At 53.2% G+C, this 1,394-nt stretch carries 4 protein-coding genes; all 4 read left to right on the forward strand.

Features of this window, described 5'->3' with window-relative positions:
- The coding region (locus ALO_RS20290; RefSeq protein ID WP_040294052.1) for a SymE family type I addiction module toxin at positions 1-223 on the forward strand (223 nt) is incomplete at its 5' end.
- Positions 210-536 (forward strand): hypothetical protein, encoded by a 327-nt coding sequence (locus tag ALO_RS20295; protein ID WP_004100076.1) that lies wholly within the window; start codon positions 210-212, stop codon positions 534-536. The genes ALO_RS20290 and ALO_RS20295, both read left to right, overlap by 14 nt.
- The gene (locus tag ALO_RS22680) at positions 537-713 is read left to right on the forward strand and encodes a hypothetical protein (protein WP_004100077.1); all 177 of its coding nucleotides are present in this window, start codon (positions 537-539) and stop codon (positions 711-713) included.
- 225 nt (positions 714-938) lie between these two features.
- Positions 939-1,394: IS110 family transposase (locus ALO_RS20300; RefSeq protein WP_139025470.1), on the forward strand; the 456-nt coding region annotated here is incomplete at its 3' end.

The following is a 1,394-nucleotide window of genomic DNA, read 5'->3' on the forward strand; positions in this document are numbered from 1 at the left end:
TTTGAGAGGAGTGTTTCAAATGGTTAGAACTCTTACCGTTTCCAGCGTGTTGTCTCACCGGATTGCTTTTGGCCCTGACGTGGAGGTCCCGTTTATCCGGCTCCGGGGCAAATGGTTGGAACCATTAGGTTTTCAGGTTGGGAGTAAGGTGCAGGTGTACGCTTATCCCGCTGAAATCATATTAAAACTGGTGAAGGAGGATGTTTCGTATGGCAAGGATTAAGTTTCACTCTACTCTGGACGGTGAATTGGTGGCGAAAGCCAAGCAAAAAGCCCGCATGGACGGTTTTGACGGCACTAATGCGGTGATTGAGGAAGCCTTACGGCTGTATTTCGCTAACTGCGCGGTGGAGGTCTGGGAAAAGCCCTTAGAAGGCGGACGGCTGCAGAAAATGACTGTCCGCCCTGACAAAGTGGTGATGGAGTGCATCCAAAGCCGCCAAGTCCGCACCGAGTATAACCCCCAATTTTACACTGACGCGACACTGGAGCCCCGCGGCTGGAAAAAGGTCTGGAAGATGAAGCGGAACGGCTGATTGCCGGTGTGGGCCGGATATCCGGCCCACACCGGGGGTTCCCCCGCGTTCCCCTGGAACAGGCGAGGAGCGGAGCAGCAGGCCGGGCGGCATACACAAAGGCAGGCGGCAGCCTGGCTGGAGGCCGCGCGGCCTGGTGCGGAGCGGGCCGGAGTTGCCACCGGCGGCCTGGCTTAGCAGAAGAAACGTTTTTACACCCCTTACCGGGTTGCCGGTGGGGAGTGTAAGGACATTTCGTCCTTAACTGAAATCTGTCACATTAAAGCATGGATAGGTTGTCGGCCCCTTGCGAGCCCGTAAAAGGGCTAACGCTCACAAGCTGAGGTTGCCGGTGTGTTTTAGGGTGATGAGTAAAGGAGTGTGGTTGTTATTTATCAAAAACGGAGTTTGGCGTTCTGCGGGATGGACATGCATAAAGAACAACATACTGCGGTCGTCATCGATTGCTGGCTGAATATCTTGGGGGAAATCACCCTGGAGAACCGGCCAGGGAAATTTGATCAATTTCTTTCTCACGTGAAAAAAATCAGTGGAGATTTGACTTTGGTGTTTGGCCTGGAGGATACGCGCGGGTTGGGAAGAAACCTGGCCATGTATCTGGTCGGGCATAAGTTTGTCGTCAAGCACATTAACCCCGCCTACACCAGCGCCATGCGGTTAAGTTCGCCCACGGTCTTTAAAAATGATTCCTATGATGCCTTTTGTGTGGCAAGGGTATTGCGCGATATGATCGACAAGCTGCCGGACGCCAGTCACCAGGATATTTTCTGGACGATTCGCCAACTGGTGAAACGCCGGGATGCTCTCGTAAAAGGAACTACTATGCTGCAAAATCAGTTACACGGGCAGTTGATGTAC

This window comes from Acetonema longum DSM 6540 (assembly GCF_000219125.1).
GTDB lineage: Bacteria > Bacillota > Negativicutes > Sporomusales > Acetonemataceae > Acetonema > Acetonema longum.